An 18,665-nucleotide genomic window follows, 5' to 3' on the forward strand; every position below is an offset into this window, starting at 1 on the left:
TTCAGTGGGTGAAGAAGTCGACGGCGAGGCGGTTGAACTCGTCGGCCCGCTCGGTCTGGGCCCAGTGGCCGCAGTGCGGGAAGACGTGCAGCCGCGCGTCGGGGATGGTCTTGAGGGCGACGAGGGCGCCGTCGAGCGGGTTGACGCGGTCCTCGCGGCCCCAGGTGAGCAGGACCGGCTGGGTGATCCGGTGGGCCTCGCGCCAGAGCATCGTGTCCTCGGCCCAGGCCGGGTTGGCGAACGAGGCTCCCATGCGGGCGTTGCCGAGCCGGGTCTCGGGGTCGGTGGCGGAGGCCCAGCGCTCCTCGACGAGTTCGTCGGTGACGATCGACTGGTCGTACGCCATGACGCCGAGGAAGGCGCGCAGGTGTTCCTTGGTCGGTTCGGGTGCGGCGCTGAACTCGAAGAGGCGCTTGATGCCCTCGGTGGGGTCGGGCGCGAAGAGGTTGACGGAGACTCCGCCGGGTCCCATCAGGAGGAGCTTGCCGACCTTCTCCGGGTGGTCGAGGGCCATCCGCACGGCGGTGCCGCCGCCGAGCGAGTTTCCGATGAAGTGGGCCCGCTCGATGCCGAGTTCGTCCATGAGGGCGGCGACGGCGTCGGCGCTGAAGCTGAAGTAGTCCTTGTCGAGTTCCGGCTTGTCGGAGCGTCCGAAGCAGGGCTGGTCGACGAGGAGGGTGCGGAAGTGCCCGGCGAGGACGGGCAGGTTGCGGCCGAAGTTGCTCCAGCCGGAGGCCCCGGGCCCGCCGCCGTGGAGCAGGATGACGACGGGGGCGCCGGCCGCCGATGTCTCCGTGGTCTCCCGGTCGGCGGGGCCGGCCTCGTGGTAGTGGAGGGTGAGTCCCGCGGCCTTGGCGGTGCGGGAGGTCGACGCGTAGGTGAGCTCTGTCATCTGAGGCGCCTCTCAGGCCATGGTGTCTTGGATGTCGATGCCGAGCGCGCACTGCCCGTACATGACCAGGGCCCGCTCGGGGTCGTTGGCGGCGTGGCCGCGGCCGGTGTGGGCGTCGCGCCAGGCGCGCTGGACGGCGCCGGGGCCGGTCCGCATGGCGCTGCCGCCGGCGTTCTCCATCAGCAGGTCGATGGCGGCGACCGCGCGTTCGGTGGCGAGCACCTGGTCGCGGCGGGTGCGGGTGCGCACCTCCATCGGGATCTCCTCGCCGCGCTCGGCGAGGGCGTACATCTCGCCGATGTTGCGGGTCAGTTGGAGCCAGCTCGCGTCGATGTCGCTCGCGGCGCGGGCGATGCGGACCTGGGCGAAGGGGTCTTCGGCGACCTGCTGTCCGTACGAGACGCGGAACCGCTTGCGGGTGGCCTCGGTGTACGCGTCGAAGGCGCCTTCGGCGATGCCGACGATCGGGGTGGAGATGGTGGTGGTGAACACGCCGGCGTAGGGCAGCCGGTACAGGGGCTCGGGGTTGATCTCGTGGCCGGGCACCTTCAGGGCGGTGACCGGGCCGAAGCTCAGGGCGCGGTGCTCGGGGACGAAGACGTCCTCGACGACCACGTCGTTGCTGCCGGTGCCGCGCAGGCCGACGGTGTCCCACACGTCGTCGACGCGGTACTCGGCGCGGGGGACGAGGAAGGTGCGCATGTCGACCGGGTTGCCCTCGCCGTCGGTGACGAGGCAGCCGAGGAGTGCCCAGCGGGCGTGGTCGCAGCCGGAGGAGAAGTGCCACCGGCCCGAGAGCCGGAAGCCGCCGTCGACCGCGGAGGCCTTGCCGGTGGGGGCGTACGAGGAGGCGATGCGGGTCTTGTGGTCCTCGCCCCACACCTCCTGCTGGGCGCGGGGGTCGAACAGGGCGACGTGCCAGGGGTGGACGCCGACCACGGAAGCGACCCAGCCGGTCGATCCGCACGCCTTGGCGATCTCCTTGACCGCCGAGTAGAAGACCACCGGGTCGGCGGCGCGGCCGCCGAAGGCCTTCGGCTGGAGGAGCTGGAAGAAGCCGGTGTCCTCGAGCTCCTTGACGGAGGTGTCGGGCACCCGGCGCAGCGACTCCGCCTCGGCCGCGCGCTCGCGCAGGGCGGGGGCGAGGTCACGGATCGCTGCCAGGACGTCATCGGCCATGGGGCATCCCCTTTCGGGTCGTGGTGGGGGAATGCCAGGACCGTACGGCGAGCCGTCCGGCCGCGAAATGCGCTGCTCCCACTGAGCGGGAACCGCCGCCGGGGAAGGGCCCGTCGGGGCGTGAACCCCTTCCTGGGAAGGGGTTTCGCGGCTCAGAGCATGGGGTCGTGGACGTCCATGCCGAGGGCGTCCTGGGCGTAGAGGACGAGGGCCCGTTCGATGTCGTTGGCGGCCTGGCCCCGGCCGGTGTGCAGGTCGCGCCAGGCGCGCTGGAGGACGTCGTCGCCGACGCGCAGCGGTCCGCGGCCGGCGTTCTCCATGAGGAGGTCGACGGCGGTGAGGGCGCGTTCGGTGGCGAGGGCCTGGTCCCTGCGGGTGCGGGCGCGCAGTTCCCTGGGGATCTCGGCTCCGCCGCGGGCGGCCGCGTACAGCTCGGCGATGTTGCGGGCGAGCTGCAGCCGGGCGGCGTCGATTTCTCCGGCGGCGCGGGCGATCCGTACCTGCGCGAAGGGGTCCTCGGCGGCGCGGCTGCCGGGTGGGGCGGCGAGGCGGGCGCGGGCGGCGCCGACCTGGTCCTCGTGGGCGCCTTCGGCGATGCCGACCATGGCGGTGGAGATGGCGGTCGTGAAGAGGGAGGCGTACGGGAGCCGGTACAGGGGTTCGGGATGGATCTCCTGCCCGGGGCAGCGCAGGGAGGTCACGGGGCCGTAGCCGAGGGTCCGGTGGGCGGGGACGAAGGCCTCGTCGACGACGATGTCGTTGCTGCCGCTGCCGCGCAGGCCGACCGTCTCCCACACGTCGTCGACGCGGTAGTCGGAGCGCGGCACCAGGAAGGTCAGCACGTCCACCGGCCGGCCGTCCGCGTCGTCGACGACGCCGCCGAGGAGCGCCCAGCGGGCGTGGTCGCAGCCGGCGGCGAAGTGCCAGCGGCCGGACAGCAGGTAGCCGCCGTCGACGGCGGTGACCTCGCCGGTGGGGGCGTGGGAGGAGCAGATCCGGGTGGAGCCGTCGGCGCCCCAGACCTCTTCCTGGGCCCGGGGGTCGTACTGGGCGACGTACCAGGGGTGGACGCCGAGGACCGAGGCCGCCCAGCCGGTCGATCCGCACGCCTTGGCGATCTCGTGCACGGCGGCGTAGAAGACGGCGGGGTCGGCGGCGAGTCCGCCGTACGCCGTGGGCAGGAGGAGCCGGAAGAAGCCCGCGTCCGCCAGCGCCTCGACGGAGGCGTCGGGCAGCCTGCGCAGTGCTTCCGCCTCGGCCGCGCGCTCGCGCAGGGCGGGGGCGAGAGCGCGGACCGCCGCGAGAACGTCCTCGTCACGCATGGGTGCCCCCTCTCGGAATCAGGCCTCGTCGTCCCGTGACGACAGGAAACCTACGCGTTACTGTTCCGAGACGGAACTCCCCCTTCACAGCGCCGTCATCCTCTGGCAATCTCCACGCAATACCGGAGATTACGGACCTGGCCAAAGGTCGATCGGCTGTGCTGTCCGTGTGGGAGGTGTCGATGACGACCCATGCTGTCGAGGCTTCCGAGGCCGGGATGGCGCCGCTGTCCCTCCTTGAGAAGGCGGCGAAGGTGCTCAGCGCCTTCGAGAGCGCCGGCCCCCGGCTCACCCTCACCGAGGTCGTGCAGCGCTCGGGCATCCGCCGCTCCTCCGCGCACCGCATCCTCGATCAGCTGGTGCAGCTGCGCTGGCTCGAGCGCGAGGGCCGCGACTACCGCCTGGGCATGGGCATGCTGGAGCTCGGCGCCATGGCCTCGCACCACAACCGGCTGCGCCGGGCCGCGCTGCCGCACCTCCACGCCCTCCACGAGTCCACCGGCCATCTGGTGCACCTGACCGTCCTTGACGGCTCCGAGGTGGTCTACCTGGAGCGGATCGGCGGCTCGGACGACTCCGTCGTCCCCTCCCGCATGGGCGGCCGCCAGCCCGCGTACTGCACCGCCTCCGGCAAGGCCATCCTCGCCTTCGGCGACGACGCCCCGGTCGCCCAGGTCATCCGGGACGGCCTGAGGGCCCGCACCCCCCGCACCATCACCCGCCCCGACTCCTTCCGCCGCGAACTGGCGATGACCCGGGAGCGCGGCGTGGCCTTCGACCACGAGGAGGGGTACCGCGGCGTCTTCTGCGTGGCCGCCCCGCTCCGCGGCGCCGGCCGCGCCATCGCCGCGGTCTCCGTCAGCGGCCACGGCGTCCACCGGGAGATGGAACGCCTCGCCCCGGCCGTCCGCGGCTGCGCGCGCTCGGTGTGGCAGTCGATGTTCGGGCCGGGACGGCAGCAGGAGAAGCGTGCCCAGCCGGCCGGTGCCGGCTCCACCTCGGGCCTCCCCCAGCCCTCGATGGACAACATGATGTCCTGGCTGCGCTTCAGCGACTGGATGTGAGCCGCTCCCCGAGGGCCGCGAGCCCGGTGCCGTAGGTGCCGTCCCCGAAGACGGCCTCCACCCGCGGCACCACCTCGTCCGCGCTCCGGTACGAGGCCGACCACGTCACCTCGGCCCCCTCGGGATGCGGCCGCACGGCCAGCGTCCCCACGTAGTCGTGGACGGGGAGGGCGACGGGTTCGAGCAGGGCGTAGCGGTACGAGCGGCCTTCCGCGTCCCTGTCGAGCAGCCGCTCCCGCGCGACGGTCCTGCCGTCGACCGCGAACACCCGGACGACTCCGGGGGCTTCGGGGTCGTCGCCCTCTTCGAGGGTCGACGGCGGCACGTGCGGGTGCCAGTCGGCGAGTGCGCCGAAGTCCCCGACGACCGCCCACACGGCGTCGGGGGTGGCCGCGAGGACGGCGGAGCGCACGAGCGTGCGGGGCTTCATGGTGGTCTCCTCGGTACGGGTGGGGGTACGGGGGTCCGCTGAAGCCGCGGCCGCCGGGTGACGGCCGCGGCTCGCTCGTGCGGTGCTCACCAGGTGCTGTCGCCGCGCAGGACCGCGTCGGCGCCGCCGTCGGCGAAGACGGTCTGGCCGGTGACGTGGGTGTTCTCGGGCGAGACGAGCCAGGCGATCAGCGGGGCGATCTGCTCGGGGCGGGCGTGGCCGTGCAGCGGCATCGGGACGCTGCGCTCGACCAGGACCCGCATGTCGGGGTCGTCGAGCAGCGGCCGGGTGAGCGGGGTGACGACGACACCGGGGGCGACGGCGTTGAGCGGGACGCCCGCGCCCGCCCAGTCGTCGGTGGCGGCGGCGCGGCGGACCCAGCGGGAGATCGACGCCTTGGAGGAGGAGTAGACGAGGTGGCCCTCGCCGCGGTCGACGGCGGCGCGCGCGGCGGCCACGGCCGCCGTCTCGTCGCCGGCGAGCGCCGCGTCGACGATCGCCGGGTCGGTCGGGTGGACGGAGTCGACGGAACCGACGACCACCGCCCTCGGGTCGGTGCCGGCGGCGAGCAGCGGGCGCAGGCCGTCGAGCGTGGCCACGGCACCGAAGTGGTTGATCCTGACCGTGCGGGGATCGAAGTGGGCGACGCCGGCGCAGGCCACGACGGCGTCGAGCCGGCCGCCGGACAGCTCGTGGGCGCGCGCGACGAGCGCGGCCCGGCCCGCGGCCGTCGACAGGTCGGCATGGATGTCGGCGTCGGCGAGGTCGGCGCCGATGACGGTGTGACCCCGCCGCGCCAGGAGGGTCGCGGTGGCCTTGCCGATGCCGGAGGCCGCTCCGGTGACCAGACAGGTGCGGGACATGACGGTCCCCCCTCTCAGGAGTAGGTGATCTCGACGCGGTCGGTGAGGGGCAGGGCCTGGCAGGCCAGCACGTACCCCTCGGCGATGTCCTGGTCGTCCAGGGCGTCGTTGCGGAGCATCTTGACCTCGCCCGCCACGACCCGGCAGGTGCAGGCGCTGCAGGCGCCTTCGCGGCAGGAGTACGGGGCGTCCACGCCCGCGGCCAGGAGGACGTCGAGCAGGGGCGCCGTCACGGGCCAGGCGACCGTGTGCGTCTCGTCGTCGAGCTCGACGACGGCCGTGCCCGCGGCCGCGGCCTCGCCGCCCTCCGGGACCGCCGGGGCGTCGAAGACGTCCGCGCCGAGCGAGAAGAACCGCTCCCGGTGGATGCGGTCGCCGGGCGCGCCGAGGGTCCGCAGGGCCTGTTCGACGGCGTCCATGAGCGGCTGCGGGCCGCAGACGAAGGCCTCGCGCTCGGCGTACGGCGCGAGCGTGGCGGCCAGCCGGTCCACGGACGGCAGGCCCTGGAGGGACTCCAGCCAGTGGACGACGAGCAGCCGGTGCGGGTGGGCCTGGGTGAGCGCCCTCAGTTCGTCGCGGAATACGACCGAGGACTCGTCGCGGTTGGCGTAGAGGAGCACCACCCTGCCCCGGCCCTCGGCCAGTGCCGACTTGGCGATCGACAGGACCGGGGTGATGCCGCTCCCGCCGGCGACCAGGAGCAGGTCGCCGTCGAAGGAGGCCGGGGTGAAGGTGCCCGCCGGGGGCAGCACCTCCAGCTCGTCGCCGGCCGCGAGCCGGTCGCAGACCCAGTTGGAGCCGTACCCGCCCGCGACCCGCTTGACGGTGATCTTCAGCGGCTCGCCGGTGTGGGGCGAGCTGGCGAGCGAGTAGCAGCGGGCGGCCGGGCGGCCGTCCGCGCCGGGCAGCTTCAGGGTGAGGAACTGCCCGGGGCGGTACGCGAAGCGGTCGGCGCTCTCCGGTGGCGCCTGGAGCACCAGGGAGTGCGCGTCGGCCGTCTCCGCGATGACCTCGACGATACGCAGCCGGTGGGTGCGCGCTGCCGTCGGGGAAGGCTCGGGCTTCACCGGCGTCACGGGGGTCGTGAGCTCAGGCATCCACGGCCTCCAGGCCGGCCGGCTCCAGGGTGCCGATGGTGAGCCTGCCGTCCTCGACCGCGCGGTCGATGCTGGCCCGCAGCGCCCGGCAGGTCCGTATCCGGGCACTCGTACCGCCCTGGTCCACCCGGTCGCGGAACTCCGCGCAGACGACGGCCGCGTCGGCCGTCCACTGCACGGAGGTGTGGGCGACGCTGAACTTCTCGCACAGGACCTGGTTGCCGCAGGCCGCGCACTCCACCGCTCGCATGTCAGGCTCCGGTCCCGGTCTCCGCCGCGCGGCGCGCCAGGTTCTCCTCGACCTCCGCGCGCCATGCGGTGTTGGCGCGCTGGGTGTCGATCTCGAACTCGAAGCGGCGGGTCATCTCGTCCTTGACGTCGGCGACGTCGACGTAGAACTGCTCGTACCAGCGCCGGAGTTGGTAGACGGGGCCGTCCTCCTCGGTGAGCAGGGGGTTGTCGATGCGGGTCTTGTTGCGCCAGATCTCGACGTCCTGCTCGAAGCCGACGGTGGCTCCTTCGGCGGTGAGCCGCGCGGCCTCGGTGGCCTGTTCGTCGGTCATGCCGGGCAGGCGCTTGACGATGGCGCCGTACTGGAGGAGGAAGCTGTTCGCGTCGATCGGGTAGTGGCAGTTGATGAGGACGATCTCCATCTCGACGCCGCCGCCGACGTCGCTGTAGAGCTGGTCGATCATGTAGGAGGGGCCGAAGTAGGAGGCGTCGGAGCGCAGTCGGCCGGAGCTGAGGGTGCCGAGTTCCATGTCGCCGCGGGGGCTGCTCTCCATGTACTGCGTGGCGACGTGGCCGTCGAAGACGTTCTTGAAGTACTCGGGGAAGGCGTAGTGGACGTAGTAGAAGTGCGCCATGTCGACGACGTTGTCCACGATCTCGCGGCAGTTGGCGCCTTCGACGCGGAGGGTCTTCCAGGTCCAGTCGCTCCACTGGTCGGCCTCGGGGCCGTGGATGCCGGCGATCTCGGGGACGGTGACCCCGGGGGGTGGCGGGTTGCCCTCGGGGTCGTTCCAGACGAAGAGCTGCTTGTTGCGCTCCAGGGAGATCCAGGCGCGGGTCCTGGCCCTGGGCGGGACGCGGCGGGCGTACGGGATGCCGGCGCAGCGGCCGTCGCCCGACCAGCGCCAGTCGTGGAAGGGGCAGGCGACGGCGTCGCCCTTGACGGTGCCCTGGGCGAGGTTGCCGCCCATGTGCGGGCAGAAGGCGTTGAGGACGTGCAGTTCGCCGTCGTCCTCGCCCTGGAAGACCACCAGCTTGGTGCCGAAGGCCTCGACCTCGTGGGGCTTCCCGTCCTTGAAGTCCTCGGCGAGGCCGATGCAGTGCCAGCCTCGCGCGAAGCGTGTCGGCGGCGTTCCCGTCTCGATGACCCGGACCTCGTCGTTGAGAGCAGTCATCTCGTCCCTCCTGGGTGTCTGTCGGTGCGGAGCAGTGCGGTGCGGTGGGGAGCGGTGCGGTGCGGTGCGGTGCGGTGCCGTACGCGGGAGTGGCGGCTCAGTTCCGCGCGGCGAGTTCGACGGCGATGTCGATGAGCTGGTCCTCCTGGCCGCCGACCAGACGGCGTTCGCCGGCGCGGAGGAGGATCTCGGCGCCGGAGACGCCGTAGCGCTCGGCCTGCCGGTAGGCGTGCTTGAGGAAGCTGGAGTAGACGCCGGCGTGGCCCATGAGGAGGGCGAGCCGGTCGAGCCGGCACTCGTCGTCCATGACGGGGCGGACGACGTCCTCGGCCGCGTCGATGATCTTCAGTACGTCGACGCCGGTCCGGATGCCCATCTTGGCGCAGACGGCGACCAGGGCCTCGACGGCGGTGTTGCCCGCGCCGGCGCCGAGCCGGCGGGTCGAGCCGTCGATCTGCAGCGCCCCGGCCTTGACGGCGGCGATGGAGTTGCCGGTGCCGAGGGCCAGGTTCTCGTGGCCGTGGAAGCCGACCTGGGCGTCGTCGCCGAGTTCGGCGACGAGTGCCTCGACCCGGTCGGTGACGTCGTCCATGACCATGGCGCCGGCCGAGTCGACCACGTAGACGCACTGGCAGCCGGCGTCGGCCATGACGCGGCCCTGCCGGGCCAGCTTCTCGGGGGTCGTGGAGTGGGCCATCATCAGGAAGCCGACGGTCTCAAGGCCCATCTCCCGGGCGAGGCCGAAGTGCTGGTCCGCGATGTCGGCCTCGGTGCAGTGGGTGGCGATGCGGCAGATGCTCGCGCCGTTGCCGTGCGCGGCCCGGATGTCGTCCTTGACGCCGAGCCCGGGGAGCATGAGGAAGGCGATCCTGGCCCGTCGCGCGGTCTCCACCGCGGCCTTGATCAGGTCCTGTTCGGGTGTCCTGGAGAAGCCGTAGTTGAACGACGATCCGCCGAGCCCGTCGCCGTGCGTCACCTCGATCACCGGCACCCCGGCGTCGTCGAGGGCGGCGACGACCGACCGTACGTCGTCCGCCGTGAACTGGTGGCGCTTGGCGTGCGAGCCGTCGCGCAGCGAGGAGTCGGTGATCCGGATGTCGAGGAGTTCCGAGTAGGGCATGTGCTGTTCTCCTTACGCGCCCGGGGCGAGGAGCGCCTTGGCGAACTCCTCGCCGACCTTGGTGGCGGCGGCGGTCATGATGTCGAGGTTTCCGGCGTACGGCGGCAGGTAGTCGCCCGCGCCCTCCACCTCCAGGAAGATCGCGACGCGCGCCATCCCGCCGTTCTCGGGACTGGGGTCGTCGAACTGCGGCTCGGCGCGCAGCCGGTAGCCGGGCACGTAGGCGGCGACCTGGTCCGCGACCGCCTTGACGGAGAGCGCGATGGCCTCGCGGTCGGCGTCCTCGGGGATGGCGCAGAAGACCGTGTCGCGCATGATCACGGGCGGCTCGGCCGGGTTCAGGATGATGATGGCCTTGCCGCGCGCGGCGCCGCCGATCGTCTCGATCCCGCGCGAGGTCGTCCGGGTGAACTCGTCGATGTTCGCGCGGGTTCCGGGGCCGGCCGACACGGACGCCACCGAGGCGACGATCTCCGCGTACGCCACCGGGACGACGCGCGAGACCGCGTACACCATGGGGATGGTGGCCTGCCCGCCACAGGTGATCATGTTGACGTTGGGCTGGTCGAGGTGTTCGCGCAGGTTGGCGGGCGGCACGACGGCGGGCCCGACGGCCGCCGGGGTCAAGTCGACGGCTTTGATGCCCAGTTCGGCGTAGCGGGGTGCGTTGGCCCGGTGGACGTAGGCGCTGGTGGCCTCGAAGACGATGTCCGGCTTCTCGTCCCGCGCGAGCAGCCAGTCCACGCCCTCGTGGCTGGCTTCGATCCCCGCCCGGGCGGCGCGGGCGAGGCCCTCGCTCTCCGGGTCGACGCCGATCATCCAGCGCGGCTCGACGTGCTCGGAGCGCAGCAGCTTGTACAGGAGGTCGGTCCCGATGTTCCCGGAACCGACGATGGCGGCGGTCGCCTTGGTCTTGATGGTCATGATCACCTCAGATGAACGAGAGGGAGACGGAGCCGAGGCCGCTGAACGCGGCGGTGTAGGTCGCGCCGGCCGTGACGTCGACGGCCCGGGTGCACGAGCCAGGCAGCACGACGTGTCCCTTCTTCAGGGCCACGCCGTAGCGCGCGACGGTCCGCGCCAGCCACGCCACCGACACCGCCGGATCCCCGAGCACGGCGTCGCTCCGCCCCTCGGCGAGGAGCTCGCCGCCGCTGGTCAACCGGGCCTCGATCGCCTTGAGATCGAGCTCGCGGGGGTCCCGGCCCTCGCCGATGACGTATCCGGCGGAGGAGGCGTTGTCGGCGATGGTGTCGGCGATGGTGATCCGCCAGTCGCGGATCCGGCTGTCGATCAACTCCAGGGCGGGCACGACGCGTTCGGTCGCGGCGAGGACGTCGGCGGGGGTGCAGCCCTCGCCCGGGAGGTCGTCGCCGAGGACGAATCCGACCTCGACCTCCACGCGGGGCCGGCAGTAGCGGGCGATCTCGACCGGGACGTCCTCCCTGAGCTCCATGTCATGGAGCAGGTGGCCGTAGTCCGGCTCGTCGACGCCCATCATCCGCTGCATCACCGGGGACGAGAGGCCGACCTTGTGCCCGCGCACCTCGGCGCCCTCGGCTTGGCGGCGCCGGATGTTCACGAGCTGGATCTCGTACGCGTCCTCCGTCCCGATCCCCTCGAACACCTCTGTCAGCGGAGCGATCGGCGTTACCCCGATCTCGGCGGAGCGCAGCAGCTCGGCCGCCTCGGTCCTCTGGCGGTCCGTGAGCATCACGATGTCCCTCCCACGCGCGGCTTTGACTGTCCGCCGAGGCTAGGCCCGCCCTTCCACCCCCCGTGAGCCCGCTTTCCCGGTCAGCGGGAAACCCTCCCCGCCCCTCCGCCGCGGGCCGCGCGCGGGCTCCCGCCCACCGGTCAGGCGAGTGCCGCCATGTGGTCGGGGTGCCGGCCGGCGACGTCGTGGGCGGCCTGGACGAAGGCGGCGACGGCCGCGGATCGGGAGGTCTCCGGCCAGGCGACCATGACCGCGCTGGGGCTGAGGCCGGTGACCGGCCGGCAGACGATGTCCGGGCGCCGGTACCGCTCTGTGGTGGAGCGGGCCAGGAACCCCACGGCCTGTCCCAGTGCGACGACCTCCAGGAGCTGCTCGACGCTGTCCACGAGCGGCCCCTCGGGAGTGTCGGCGGGCGCCGGGCCTGTGCGGCCTTCGCCCGTTTCCGCTCCGTCGCGTCCGGTGTAGTAGGCGGTGTGGGAGGGATCGGCCCCCTTCCAGCGCGGGACCGGTTCGCCCTGGAGGTCGGCCGGCCGCAGTCGGCGGCGTCCGGCCAGGCGGTGCGCGGCGGGGAGGACGGCCAGGCGCGGCTCGACCACGAGTGTCTCGGCATCCAGCCCCCGGCCGTCGAACGGGCCGCGCAGCAGCCCCACGTCGGCGCGGCCGTCCCTCAGCATGGCGATCGGCTCCCCGCTGCCGCCGACGACGACCTCGGGCGGCGGCAGATGGGCTCCCGATTCCCGGTAGGCGGCGAGGATCTCCCGCAGCAGCCCGGCATCGCCGCCCGGTTTGACCGCCACGACGAGCTGGGGTGTGGGCCGGCCGGCCCGGGACGCTCGCCGGGCGGCCGCGTGCACCGCGTCGACGGCGATCCGGGCCTGGTCGAGCAGCACCCGGCCGGCGTCGGTCAGCCTCACCTGCCGGGTGGTGCGCTCCAGGAGGCGTACCCCGAGCCGGGACTCCATCTTGGCGATCGCCTTCGACAGCGGGGGCTGCGCGATGCCCAGGCGTTGCGCGGCCCGGCTGAAGTTCAGTTCCTCGGCGACCGCGATGAAGTACCTCAGCTCGCGCACCTCCAGCTCACTCATACCCGTGGACTATAGATCCAGAGTCATCCGGTCTTTCCCCGCGGCCCGTTGGCGAGGGGAGGCTGTGTGCCATGACCACTTCACAGAAGATCGCTCTGATCACCGGTGCCAACAAGGGAATCGGCAAGGAGACGGCGCGCGGGCTCGCGGCCCTCGGCATCACCGTGCTGATCGGCTCGCGCGACGCCGAGCGTGGCGAGGCGGCGGCCGAGGAGCTCCGCGCGGGCGGCGTCGACGTCCGGTGCGTTCCGCTGGACGTCACCGACGAGGCCTCGGTCGAGGCCGCCGCCAAGCACATCGACGCCGCGTTCGGCCGCCTCGACGTCCTGGTCAACAACGCGGCGATCGCCCCCGCGCCCCGGAAGCCGAGCGAGACCCCGGCCGCCACGGTCCGGGAGGCCTACGAGACCAACGTGTTCGGCGTCGTCGCGGTGACCCACGCCGTGATCCCCCTGCTCCGCCGCTCCCCCGCCGCACGGATCGTCAACATGTCCAGCGAGCTGGGCTCCCTGACGCACCTGGCCGACCCGGAAAGCCCGTGGGCCCCTTACTACTCGGTCCTCCTGCCGTACTGCACCTCGAAGAGCGCGCTGAACGCGATCACCGTGCTCTACGCGAACGAGCTGCGCGCCGACGGCATCCTGGTCAACGCGGTGAGCCCCGGCTACTGCGCGACCGACCTCAACCGCCACTCCGGGATGCGCACGGCGGAGGAGGGCGCGGCCATCGCGGTCGAGCTGGCGACGGTGGGCGAGGACGGCCCGACCGGCGCCTTCTTCGCCGAGGACGGGCCGATCCCCTGGTGAGGCCGTGAAGCGCGGTGCTACCGCGCGCCGTAGACCGGGAGGGGTGTTTCCGAGGCGGCGAGGAGCTTGAGGGTGGCGGCGCCGGCTTCGGCGGGGGTCCAGCGGGCGCCGTTGTCGGCGGTGGGGCCGGGGCGCCAGCCGTCCATGACGGTGATGCGTCCGGCTTCGGCTTCGAAGACGCGGCCGGTGACGCCGGCGGAGGCGGCGGAGCCGAGCCAGACGACGAGGGGGGAGACGTTCTCGGGGGCCATGGCGTCGAAGGCGGCGCCGTCGGGCGCGGCCATGGTGTCGGCGAAGGTCTGCTCGGTCATGCGGGTGCGGGCGGCGGGGGCGATGGCGTTGACCTGGACCCCGTACCGCGCGGACTCGGCGGCGGCGACGAGGGTGAGACCGATGATGCCGGCCTTGGCGGCGGCGTAGTTGCCCTGTCCGACGCTGCCGAGCAGGCCGGCGCCCGAGCTGGTGTTGATGACGCGGGCGTCGGGCGTGCGGCCGGCCTTGGCTTCGGCGCGCCAGTGGGCGGCGGCGCGCTGGAAGGGCAGGAAGTGGCCCTTGAGGTGGACGCGCATGACGGCGTCCCAGTCGTCCTCGGCGAGGTTGACGAGCATGCGGTCGCGGAGGAAGCCGGCGTTGTTGACGAGGGTGTCGAGGCGGCCGAAGGTGTCGAGGGCGGTGGCGATGAGGGAGTCGGCGCCGTCGGCGGTGGCGATGTCGCCGCCGTGGGCGACGGCCTGGCCGCCGGCGGCGGTGATCTCGTCGACGACCCGCTGGGCGGGGCCGGTTTCACCGCCGGTGCCGTCGAGGCCGACGCCCAGGTCGTTGACGACGACCCGGGCGCCTTCGGCGGCGAAGGCGAGGGCGTGGGCGCGGCCGAGTCCGCGGCCGGCGCCGGTGACGATGACGACGCGTCCGTCGCAGAGTGCGGTCATGGTGGGTGCCTTTCGTTCGGTACGGGAGGTCAGTGGTCGGCCGTGGCCGCGTCCAGGAAGGCGGGGCGTTCGCCGCCGCCGTGGACGGGGAGGCTGGCGCCGCTGATGTAGGCGGCGCGGTCGGAGGCGAGGAAGACGCAGGCGTCGCCGACGTCGGAGGGCTCGGCGAGGCGGCCGAGGGGGACGGTGCGTCCGACGGCGGCGATGCCGTCCTCGTCGCCGTAGTGGAGGTGGGAGAGTTCGGTGCGGACCATGCCGAGGACGAGGGTGTTGACCCGTACGCGGGGGGCCCATTCGACGGCCATGGAGCGGGCGAGGTTGTCGAGACCGGCCTTGGCCGCTCCGTAGGCGGCGCTGCCCGGTGAGGGTCGGGTGCCGCTGACGCTGCCGATCATGATGATGGCCCCGCCTCCCGGTTGGGCGCGCATGACCTCGTACGCGGCGAGGGAGGCGGTCAGGGGGGCGACGAGGTTCAGTTCGACGACGCGGGCCTGTTGCTCGGCCGCTCCGTCGCCGAGCATCCGGAAGGGCGTCCCCCCGGCGTTGTTGACGAGGACGTCGAGGCGGCCGTGGTCGTCGCGTACCCGGTGGAAGAAGTCGGTGACGGCGGCCGGGTCGCGAAGGTCGACGGGGAGGAAGCGGGCGGTGCGTCCGGCTGCCTCTATGGGCCGGTCGGGGGCCCTTCGCGCGCAGGTCACGACGGACGCGCCGGCTTCGAGCAGGGACCGGGTGATCCCGGCGCCGACGCCCCGGGTGCCGCCGGTGACGACGGCGACGGATCCCGACAGATCGATGGTGACTGCCAATGCACACCTCCCGCAGCGGGCGAACCGCTGCTATCTTCCGCCTAACAAACGTTTGGTGGAAAGGTAGCTGATCTGCTCATGGGTGTCTCCACCTCCGCCCCGGACGAGGGCATCGCCGTCGTCACCGTCGACTTCCCACCCGTCAACGCCCTGCCCGTGCAGGGCTGGTACGACCTCGCCGCCGCCGTGCGCGCCGCCGGAGCCGATCCCAAGGTGCGCTGCGTCGTGCTCACCGCCGCGGGCCGCGGCTTCAACGCCGGCGTCGACATCAAGGAGATCCAGCGCACGGCCGGGCACGAGGCCCTCATCGGCGCCAACCGCGGCTGCTACGAGGCCTTCGCCGCCGTGTACGACTGCGAGGTGCCGGTGGTCGCCGCCGTCCACGGCTTCTGCCTCGGCGGCGGCATCGGCCTGGTCGGCAACGCCGACGCGATCGTCGCGTCCGACGACGCCACCTTCGGCCTGCCCGAACTCGACCGGGGCGCGCTCGGCGCGGCCACACACCTGGCCCGGCTGGTCCCCCAGCAGCTGATGCGGGCCCTGTACTACACCTCGCGCACGGTCACGGCCGAGGAGCTGCACCGGCACGGCTCGGTGTGGCGGGTCGTCCCGCGCGCGGGACTGCTCGACGCGGCACTCGAACTCGCCCGGGAGATCGCCGCCAAGGACGGGCAGCTGATCCGGCTCGCCAAGGCCGCGATCAACGGCATCGACCCCGTGGACGTACACCGGAGCTACCGCTTCGAGCAGGGCTTCACCTTCGAGGCCAACCTCAGCGGCGTCGCCGACCGGGTCCGCGACACGTTCGGCAAGACCGCCGCCACCGGCACGGACCAGGAGGAGCAGTCGTGAGCAGGGACAAGACGATGACCGCCGAGGAGGTCGTGGGCCGGCTCCGCAGCGGGATGACGATCGGCATCGGCGGCTGGGGCTCCCGGCGCAAGCCGATGGCGCTGGTACGGGCGCTGCTGAGGTCCGACCTCACCGACCTGACCCTGGTGTCGTACGGCGGCGCCGACGTCGGGCTGCTCGCCGCCGCGGGCAAGGTCCGCAAGGTGATCGCGGCCTTCGCGACGCTCGACTCGGTGCCCCTGGAGCCGCACTTCGTCGCCGCCCGGCAGCGGGGGGACTTCGAGCTGGTGGAGCTGGACGAGGCCATGGTGATGTGGGGCCTGACCGCGGCCGTGCACCGGCTGCCGTTCATGCCGATCAGGGCCGGGCTCGCCTCCGACGTCATGACCGTCAACCCGTCCCTGCGGACCGTGACCTCCCCGTACGGCGACCGCGAGGAGCTGGTCGCCGTGCCCGCACTGCGCCTGGACGCCGCGCTCGTGCACCTCAACCGGGCCGACGCGCACGGCAACGGCCAATACCTCGGCCCCGACCCGTACTTCGACGACCTGTTCTGCGAGGCCGCCGACACCGCGTACGTCTCCTGCGAGCGGATCGTGGAGACCACGGAGCTCCTCAAGGACGCGGGGCCGCAGTCGCTGCTGCTCAAGCGCGCGTTCGTCGACGGCGTCGTCGAGACCCCGAACGGCGCGCACTTCACCTCCTGCGCCCCCGACTACGAACGGGACGAGGCCTTCCAGCGGGCGTACGCGAAGGCGGCCAAGGACCCGGAGACGTGGCAGGCCTTCACCGACCGGTTCCTGTCCGGCGACGAGGACGCCTACCAGGCCGCGGTCGCGGCCTTCCACGAGGAGGAAGCATGAGCGGCACCGACAGCACCACCACGGCGACCCGGGCCGAGTACTGCGTCATCGCCTGCGCCGAGGCCTGGCGGGGCGCGGGCGAGATCCTGGCCAGCCCGATGGGCACCGTCCCCATGATCGGCGCGCGCCTCGCCAAGCTCACCTTCTCCCCCGAACTGCTCCTCACCGACGGCGAGGCCCTGCTCATCGCCGACGTGCCCGCCATCGGCGGCGCACCCCGCGTCGTGGAGGGCTGGCTGCCCTACCGCCAGCACCTGGCCCTCGTCACCACCGGGCGACGGCACGTGATGATGGGCGCGAGCCAGATCGACCGGCACGGCAACCAGAACATCAGCTGCATCGGCGACTGGCAGCGCCCCAAGCGCCAACTCCTCGGCGTGCGCGGCGCACCCGTCAACACCCTCAACAACCCCACGAGTTACTGGGTCCCCAAGCACTCGCCCCGAGTCTTCGTCGAGCGCGTCGACATGGTCTCGGGCGTCGGCTACGACCGCGCCGCGGCGGCCGGCCCCACCGCGACCCGCTACCACCGGATCGCCGGAGTCGTCAGCGACCTCGGCGTCTTCGACTTCGAGACCCCCGACCGCACGATGCGGCTCCGCTCGCTGCACCCCGGCGTCACCGTCGAACAGGTCAAGGATGCCACCGGCTTCGCCCTGACCGTGCCCGACGACGTGCCGTACACCCGCGAACCCACCGCCGAGGAACTGCGCCTCATCCGCGAGGAGATCGACCCCACGGGGCTGCGCGACCGCGAGGTCCCGTCATGAGCGACGTCACGATCGCCACGCCGCTCACCGAGCTCGTCGGGGTGCGGCACCCGGTCGTGCAGACCGGGATGGGATGGGTGGCCGGTCCCCGCCTGGTCTCGGCGACCGCCGACGCGGGCGCCCTCGGCATCCTCGCCTCCGCGACGATGAGCGTCGACCAGCTCCGCTCCGCGGTCCGCGAGGTCAAGTCCCGCACGGACGCTCCCTTCGGCGTCAACCTGCGGGCGGACGCCGGGGACGCGGCCGAACGCGTCCGCCTCATCATCGACGAGGGCGTCAAGGTCGCCTCCTTCGCCCTCGCCCCGTCCCGTGAACTCATCGCACGGCTCAAGGACGCCGGCGTCGTCGTCATCCCGTCCATCGGAGCCAAACGACACGCCGAGAAAGTCGCCGCCTGGGGCGCCGACGCGGTGATCGTGCAAGGCGGAGAGGGCGGCGGCCACACCGGCAGCGTCGCCACCACCGTCCTGCTCCCCCAGGTCGTCGACGCCGTGGACATCCCCGTCGTCGCCGCCGGCGGATTCCACGACGGCCGCGGCCTCGTCGCCGCGCTCGCCTACGGCGCGGCCGGCATCGCCATGGGCACCCGCTTCCTGCTCACCTCCGACAGCACCGTCCCCGACGCGGTGAAAGCCCGCTACCTCGCCGCCGCCGTCAAAGACATCACCGTCACCACCAAGGTCGACGGCCTCCCCCACCGGATGCTGCGCACCGACCTCGTCGACGCCCTGGAACGCTCCGGCCGTGCCGCCTCCCTCCTCCGCGCCGTCCGGCACGCCTCCGCCTTCCGGCGCGTCTCCGGCATGAGCTGGCCCGACATGATCCGCGACGGCCTGGCCATGAAACACGGCAAGGACCTGACCTGGAGCCAGATCCTCCTGGCCGCCAACACCCCCATGCTCCTCAAAGCCTCCATGGTGGACGGCCGCACCGATCTCGGCGTCATGGCCTCCGGCCAGGTCGCGGGCGTCATCGAGGACCTCCCGTCCTGCGCCGAACTCATCGATCGCCTCATGACCGAGGCCCACGCCACCCTCGACGCCCTGCCGGGCAGGGACTAACCACACCCTGGCCCTGGCCCCGGCCCGGACCATCCTCCGGGCCCTGCCAGGCGCGGGCCGAACGCGGCTCGCCGGTGGCCAGGGCCGGCCTCCTGGCCTTGCCATGGGCAGGCCGACCGCGGCTCGCCCATGGCCGGGGGCGGCCTCCGGGCTCCGCCCGGCCCTGCCTGACCGCGGCTCACCTCCGGCCCGGGCCACGCTCCGGGCTCCGCCCGGCCCCCACTGACCGCGACTCACCCCCGGCCCGGTGGCCACCCTCCGGGCTCCGCCCGGCACAGACCGACCGCAGCTCACCTCCGGCTCGGGCCGGCCTCCGGGCCCCGCCCGGCGCGGATCGACCGCGCCCGGATCCGGGCACGGGCCAGTCCCCGGTGCCTCTCCGCCGTGCGCTCCATGCCCACGC

The 18,665-nt window shown here is 72.9% G+C and carries 20 protein-coding genes; 6 read left to right on the forward strand and 14 right to left on the reverse strand.

Features of this window, described 5'->3' with window-relative positions; translation table 11 throughout:
- Nucleotide 1 precedes the first annotated feature (1 nt).
- The 3 genes from hsaD to hsaA (ACZ7G1_RS17300) all read right to left on the reverse strand — a co-directional run bounded on the left by hsaD (nucleotide 2) and on the right by hsaA (ACZ7G1_RS17300) (nucleotide 3,393).
- Nucleotides 2-892 (reverse strand): 4,5:9,10-diseco-3-hydroxy-5,9,17-trioxoandrosta-1(10),2-diene-4-oate hydrolase, encoded by an 891-nt coding sequence (gene hsaD / locus ACZ7G1_RS17290; RefSeq protein WP_470877164.1) that lies wholly within the window; start codon nucleotides 890-892, stop codon nucleotides 2-4.
- A 12-nt stretch (nucleotides 893-904) separates the two neighbouring features.
- Nucleotides 905-2,071, reverse strand: coding sequence for a 3-hydroxy-9,10-secoandrosta-1,3,5(10)-triene-9,17-dione monooxygenase oxygenase subunit (hsaA, locus tag ACZ7G1_RS17295; protein WP_470877163.1), 1,167 nt, complete (start codon nucleotides 2,069-2,071; stop codon nucleotides 905-907).
- A 152-nt stretch (nucleotides 2,072-2,223) separates the two neighbouring features.
- The gene (gene hsaA / locus ACZ7G1_RS17300) at nucleotides 2,224-3,393 is read right to left on the reverse strand and encodes a 3-hydroxy-9,10-secoandrosta-1,3,5(10)-triene-9,17-dione monooxygenase oxygenase subunit (RefSeq protein ID WP_470877162.1); all 1,170 of its coding nucleotides are present in this window, start codon (nucleotides 3,391-3,393) and stop codon (nucleotides 2,224-2,226) included.
- A gap of 182 nt (nucleotides 3,394-3,575) precedes the next feature.
- Here hsaA (ACZ7G1_RS17300) and ACZ7G1_RS17305 point away from each other — a divergent pair, with 182 nt between their 5' ends.
- On the forward strand, nucleotides 3,576-4,457 hold the full coding sequence (locus ACZ7G1_RS17305) for an IclR family transcriptional regulator (RefSeq protein WP_470877161.1): 882 nt from the start codon (nucleotides 3,576-3,578) through the stop codon (nucleotides 4,455-4,457).
- Here ACZ7G1_RS17305 and ACZ7G1_RS17310 read toward each other — a convergent pair.
- The 9 genes from ACZ7G1_RS17310 to ACZ7G1_RS17350 all read right to left on the reverse strand — a co-directional run bounded on the left by ACZ7G1_RS17310 (nucleotide 4,441) and on the right by ACZ7G1_RS17350 (nucleotide 12,175).
- Nucleotides 4,441-4,887, reverse strand: coding sequence for an SRPBCC family protein (locus ACZ7G1_RS17310; RefSeq protein ID WP_470877160.1), 447 nt, complete (start codon nucleotides 4,885-4,887; stop codon nucleotides 4,441-4,443). The two genes, ACZ7G1_RS17305 and ACZ7G1_RS17310, sit on opposite strands and share 17 nt — an antisense overlap.
- A gap of 86 nt (nucleotides 4,888-4,973) precedes the next feature.
- Nucleotides 4,974-5,750, reverse strand: coding sequence for an SDR family oxidoreductase (locus ACZ7G1_RS17315; RefSeq protein ID WP_470877159.1), 777 nt, complete (start codon nucleotides 5,748-5,750; stop codon nucleotides 4,974-4,976).
- Nucleotides 5,751-5,764: 14 nt separating this feature from the next.
- A complete protein-coding gene (locus ACZ7G1_RS17320) occupies nucleotides 5,765-6,847 on the reverse strand; it encodes a 2Fe-2S iron-sulfur cluster-binding protein (protein WP_470877158.1) in 1,083 nt (360 codons plus the stop codon).
- Nucleotides 6,840-7,097: a hypothetical protein gene (locus tag ACZ7G1_RS17325; RefSeq protein ID WP_470877157.1), complete on the reverse strand. Its 258-nt coding sequence runs from the start codon at nucleotides 7,095-7,097 to the stop codon at nucleotides 6,840-6,842. The genes ACZ7G1_RS17320 and ACZ7G1_RS17325 overlap by 8 nt, the downstream gene beginning before the upstream one ends.
- Nucleotide 7,098: 1 nt before the next feature.
- Nucleotides 7,099-8,253, reverse strand: coding sequence for a Rieske 2Fe-2S domain-containing protein (locus ACZ7G1_RS17330; RefSeq protein ID WP_470877156.1), 1,155 nt, complete (start codon nucleotides 8,251-8,253; stop codon nucleotides 7,099-7,101).
- 97 nt (nucleotides 8,254-8,350) lie between these two features.
- On the reverse strand, nucleotides 8,351-9,373 hold the full coding sequence (gene dmpG / locus ACZ7G1_RS17335; protein WP_470877155.1) for a 4-hydroxy-2-oxovalerate aldolase: 1,023 nt from the start codon (nucleotides 9,371-9,373) through the stop codon (nucleotides 8,351-8,353).
- Between the two features lie 12 nt (nucleotides 9,374-9,385).
- Complete coding sequence (locus ACZ7G1_RS17340) at nucleotides 9,386-10,297, reverse strand: acetaldehyde dehydrogenase (acetylating) (RefSeq protein WP_470877154.1); 912 nt, start codon at nucleotides 10,295-10,297, stop codon at nucleotides 9,386-9,388.
- 7 nt (nucleotides 10,298-10,304) lie between these two features.
- Nucleotides 10,305-11,087 carry a 2-keto-4-pentenoate hydratase gene (locus ACZ7G1_RS17345; RefSeq protein ID WP_470877323.1) on the reverse strand — a complete coding sequence of 261 codons (783 nt, stop codon included), beginning with the start codon at nucleotides 11,085-11,087 and terminating at the stop codon, nucleotides 10,305-10,307.
- 143 nt (nucleotides 11,088-11,230) lie between these two features.
- On the reverse strand, nucleotides 11,231-12,175 hold the full coding sequence (locus tag ACZ7G1_RS17350; RefSeq protein WP_470877153.1) for a LysR family transcriptional regulator: 945 nt from the start codon (nucleotides 12,173-12,175) through the stop codon (nucleotides 11,231-11,233).
- Between the two features lie 71 nt (nucleotides 12,176-12,246).
- On the opposite strand from ACZ7G1_RS17350, the gene ACZ7G1_RS17355 reads away from it, so the two are divergent.
- The gene (locus tag ACZ7G1_RS17355) at nucleotides 12,247-12,981 is read left to right on the forward strand and encodes an SDR family oxidoreductase (protein WP_470877152.1); all 735 of its coding nucleotides are present in this window, start codon (nucleotides 12,247-12,249) and stop codon (nucleotides 12,979-12,981) included.
- Between the two features lie 17 nt (nucleotides 12,982-12,998).
- On the opposite strand, the gene ACZ7G1_RS17360 is transcribed toward ACZ7G1_RS17355, so the two are convergent.
- Nucleotides 12,999-13,910 carry an SDR family oxidoreductase gene (locus ACZ7G1_RS17360; protein ID WP_470877151.1) on the reverse strand — a complete coding sequence of 304 codons (912 nt, stop codon included), beginning with the start codon at nucleotides 13,908-13,910 and terminating at the stop codon, nucleotides 12,999-13,001.
- A 29-nt stretch (nucleotides 13,911-13,939) separates the two neighbouring features.
- The gene (locus tag ACZ7G1_RS17365; protein ID WP_470877150.1) at nucleotides 13,940-14,716 is read right to left on the reverse strand and encodes an SDR family oxidoreductase; all 777 of its coding nucleotides are present in this window, start codon (nucleotides 14,714-14,716) and stop codon (nucleotides 13,940-13,942) included.
- A gap of 78 nt (nucleotides 14,717-14,794) precedes the next feature.
- Here ACZ7G1_RS17365 and ACZ7G1_RS17370 point away from each other — a divergent pair, with 78 nt between their 5' ends.
- The 4 genes from ACZ7G1_RS17370 to ACZ7G1_RS17385 are packed head-to-tail and all read left to right on the forward strand — an operon-like array spanning nucleotide 14,795 to nucleotide 18,262.
- Nucleotides 14,795-15,568 (forward strand): enoyl-CoA hydratase family protein, encoded by a 774-nt coding sequence (locus ACZ7G1_RS17370; protein WP_470877149.1) that lies wholly within the window; start codon nucleotides 14,795-14,797, stop codon nucleotides 15,566-15,568.
- Between the two features lie 14 nt (nucleotides 15,569-15,582).
- The gene (locus ACZ7G1_RS17375) at nucleotides 15,583-16,431 is read left to right on the forward strand and encodes a CoA transferase subunit A (protein ID WP_470877322.1); all 849 of its coding nucleotides are present in this window, start codon (nucleotides 15,583-15,585) and stop codon (nucleotides 16,429-16,431) included.
- A complete protein-coding gene (locus ACZ7G1_RS17380; protein ID WP_470877148.1) occupies nucleotides 16,428-17,201 on the forward strand; it encodes a CoA-transferase subunit beta in 774 nt (257 codons plus the stop codon). Before ACZ7G1_RS17375 ends, ACZ7G1_RS17380 begins: the two co-directional genes overlap by 4 nt.
- Complete coding sequence (locus ACZ7G1_RS17385; RefSeq protein ID WP_470877147.1) at nucleotides 17,198-18,262, forward strand: NAD(P)H-dependent flavin oxidoreductase; 1,065 nt, start codon at nucleotides 17,198-17,200, stop codon at nucleotides 18,260-18,262. Before ACZ7G1_RS17380 ends, ACZ7G1_RS17385 begins: the two co-directional genes overlap by 4 nt.
- The last annotated feature ends 403 nt before the right edge of the window (nucleotides 18,263-18,665 follow it).

The sequence above is a fragment of the Streptomyces sp. NPDC037273 genome, from assembly GCF_055603625.1.

What these genes read in the sequence shown, in the direction of transcription:
- hsaD (WP_470877164.1), bottom strand. Translation starts at nt 892, where the DNA reads ATGACAGAGCTCACCTACGCGTCGACCTCCCGCACCGCCAAGGCCGCG.
- hsaA (WP_470877163.1), bottom strand. Translation starts at nt 2,071, where the DNA reads ATGGCCGATGACGTCCTGGCAGCGATCCGTGACCTCGCCCCCGCCCTG.
- hsaA (WP_470877162.1), bottom strand. Translation starts at nt 3,393, where the DNA reads ATGCGTGACGAGGACGTTCTCGCGGCGGTCCGCGCTCTCGCCCCCGCC.
- ACZ7G1_RS17305 (WP_470877161.1), top strand. Translation starts at nt 3,576, where the DNA reads ATGACGACCCATGCTGTCGAGGCTTCCGAGGCCGGGATGGCGCCGCTG.
- ACZ7G1_RS17310 (WP_470877160.1), bottom strand. Translation starts at nt 4,887, where the DNA reads ATGAAGCCCCGCACGCTCGTGCGCTCCGCCGTCCTCGCGGCCACCCCC.
- ACZ7G1_RS17315 (WP_470877159.1), bottom strand. Translation starts at nt 5,750, where the DNA reads ATGTCCCGCACCTGTCTGGTCACCGGAGCGGCCTCCGGCATCGGCAAG.
- ACZ7G1_RS17320 (WP_470877158.1), bottom strand. Translation starts at nt 6,847, where the DNA reads ATGCCTGAGCTCACGACCCCCGTGACGCCGGTGAAGCCCGAGCCTTCC.
- ACZ7G1_RS17325 (WP_470877157.1), bottom strand. Translation starts at nt 7,097, where the DNA reads ATGCGAGCGGTGGAGTGCGCGGCCTGCGGCAACCAGGTCCTGTGCGAG.
- ACZ7G1_RS17330 (WP_470877156.1), bottom strand. Translation starts at nt 8,253, where the DNA reads ATGACTGCTCTCAACGACGAGGTCCGGGTCATCGAGACGGGAACGCCG.
- dmpG (WP_470877155.1), bottom strand. Translation starts at nt 9,373, where the DNA reads ATGCCCTACTCGGAACTCCTCGACATCCGGATCACCGACTCCTCGCTG.
- ACZ7G1_RS17340 (WP_470877154.1), bottom strand. Translation starts at nt 10,297, where the DNA reads ATGACCATCAAGACCAAGGCGACCGCCGCCATCGTCGGTTCCGGGAAC.
- ACZ7G1_RS17345 (WP_470877323.1), bottom strand. Translation starts at nt 11,087, where the DNA reads ATGCTCACGGACCGCCAGAGGACCGAGGCGGCCGAGCTGCTGCGCTCC.
- ACZ7G1_RS17350 (WP_470877153.1), bottom strand. Translation starts at nt 12,175, where the DNA reads ATGAGTGAGCTGGAGGTGCGCGAGCTGAGGTACTTCATCGCGGTCGCC.
- ACZ7G1_RS17355 (WP_470877152.1), top strand. Translation starts at nt 12,247, where the DNA reads ATGACCACTTCACAGAAGATCGCTCTGATCACCGGTGCCAACAAGGGA.
- ACZ7G1_RS17360 (WP_470877151.1), bottom strand. Translation starts at nt 13,910, where the DNA reads ATGACCGCACTCTGCGACGGACGCGTCGTCATCGTCACCGGCGCCGGC.
- ACZ7G1_RS17370 (WP_470877149.1), top strand. Translation starts at nt 14,795, where the DNA reads ATGGGTGTCTCCACCTCCGCCCCGGACGAGGGCATCGCCGTCGTCACC.
- ACZ7G1_RS17375 (WP_470877322.1), top strand. Translation starts at nt 15,583, where the DNA reads ATGACCGCCGAGGAGGTCGTGGGCCGGCTCCGCAGCGGGATGACGATC.
- ACZ7G1_RS17380 (WP_470877148.1), top strand. Translation starts at nt 16,428, where the DNA reads ATGAGCGGCACCGACAGCACCACCACGGCGACCCGGGCCGAGTACTGC.
- ACZ7G1_RS17385 (WP_470877147.1), top strand. Translation starts at nt 17,198, where the DNA reads ATGAGCGACGTCACGATCGCCACGCCGCTCACCGAGCTCGTCGGGGTG.